The 1,815-nt window shown below is 58.6% G+C and carries 1 protein-coding gene; it reads left to right on the forward strand.

Annotated elements, in window-relative coordinates:
- Window positions 1-604 precede the first annotated feature (604 nt).
- Entirely contained in the window at window positions 605-1,255 is a 651-nt protein-coding gene (locus tag DC522_RS36665) for a hypothetical protein (protein WP_245444758.1), read from the forward strand.
- The last annotated feature ends 560 nt before the right edge of the window (window positions 1,256-1,815 follow it).

Below are 1,815 nucleotides of genomic sequence, written 5' to 3' on the forward strand. Positions count from 1 at the left end.
CTTGAACACGCTACCCTCCTTCGCTGAGCTCAAGGAGGATTAGCTGAAACTCTGAAACAAATTGTTGCGACAGATCCGGCAAGCTTCGTCCCGTTAGGAAAGCAGCCCTCGATCATTTTAGGAAACGATAAGTGCCTGGTATCATACGTCAGTTCGAGCCACACATTACTCGTAGCGGTGGCGTTCCTTCCAAGTACCGTTTCACCACCCGCTGCTCTACGTGTCCTAAGACGGACAGCTACGAGACCAGTCCGTCTGTCAACGATGACATGATCAGAGGCTACTTCAAGGAGCGAGGCTGGCTGTTAGGCCGGGACCGCTCCTACGATCTGTGCCCGGCTTGTCTGGCAGGACCGCGAGATACTGAACGTCGTCGGGTAAATGATACTGCACGGCAGCCGGATCGCAAGATTGCTTCCAAGGATGCACGCCACAAGGAAACGGCAGACATCCTGGCGCGGCACCAGGGCAAGCCCGAAGCCCTGGCGGCAGAGGTCTTCCGGCCCAAGGAGGCGCAACCACAGCGCCCACTTGCTCCTAGCGCCATGTTAGAGCCAGTGACGTCTCCTGCCCTACACCTGAGATAGAGCAGGCCCTGACCGGGATGGCTGCGGATCTGACAGGCCTCCGGTCCACCATGGAGCTCATGGCCGAGCAGATGAGCAAGTTGGTGGCTCTTGGAGGCCAGCAGATCGAGGTGATCGCACGACTGACACCTCTGATGATCCAATCAGCGGAAGGAATTTCCGGCAGCGTCAGAGAGGTTGTGTCCGCTGTTCAGACGCTCTCCCCGCCATCGGCTGTATCGCTCGCACAACAATTCATTTCAGCAGGTGAGGTTCACAATGACCCGCATCAGGACGTCAGCTCAATATCAGAACCTGTTCAGACCTCCAAAGCGCCGGCGAAGCGGATCCGGCATTCAGGAAAGATAGAGGATCCGGCACGCAAAGCTGCCTCTGCTCATGTTGTGGTGAAATCGATTCCTGACGCCAAGCGGCCGGACCGGTTCTACACCACCATCCGGCTGCCACGGGAGTTGTGGGACAGAGCAGGCTTTGGCCCTGAGGATCGCATCCAGATCGACTGGCAGAAGAAGGCCCTGTCCATCACTCGTGTGTCGGATGGCGGCGTGAAGCCCAAAACAGTCGGCGATGCTGTTGTGGTTCTTCAGTCGTGGCGGTTAGGAGATCTCACCTTTGATCCGGCAAAGATCACTGCTGGGGAAGGGATCTTGCGCCTGACGGCTCCATAGCAGAGCCGCTTACCGTGTAGCAGTCATTGAGCCCCTGATCTGTTCGATCTAGATCAAGAATCAGTTGGGCCGCTCAGGCTGGATGCTGCCCCTCGCCTGCTGCATGACAGAACGGTCGGAGTTCGGTACCGGCAACAATCTCCGTATCGATCCATGGTTCATCGCTGCCATGAGCCAGTTGGATCGGAGCGTCGATTATGGACCGTCGGTGCCTGCGGCGTGAGCCTCGATCCACTGATGGGCCTGAGCCGACACGGCCTTTCGATCGGCACCAAGGACAGTGCTCGCCCCCTCCCGAGGAGTCGTAATCACGGCCATCCACTCAAGATCCGTTTGGTCCAGATGAATTGCATATCCGGGATGTTCAGGCACGGCTAAAGTCGCGGAAGATGCCGGCTGGGCGGGGCGAGGACGCGGATCGGTCGTCAGACTCAGCGGTTCAAAGTCACACTTCTTGGCGAGGCGTGGCGGGCGGCTCGCCGCTGGCTCTGTCACAGGAACTTGGTTGGGCCCAAGTAAAGCCCCGCAAGCCTCGACCTCTCAGGCCGCGACTGTCGCCT

The organism is Microvirga sp. KLBC 81 (genome assembly GCF_003075415.1).
Classification (GTDB): Bacteria; Pseudomonadota; Alphaproteobacteria; order Rhizobiales; family Beijerinckiaceae; genus Microvirga.

Bases quoted from the DNA above. Each gene is read 5' to 3' on its own strand.
- DC522_RS36665 (WP_245444758.1), top strand. From the start codon at position 605: ATGGCTGCGGATCTGACAGGCCTCCGGTCCACCATGGAGCTCATGGCC.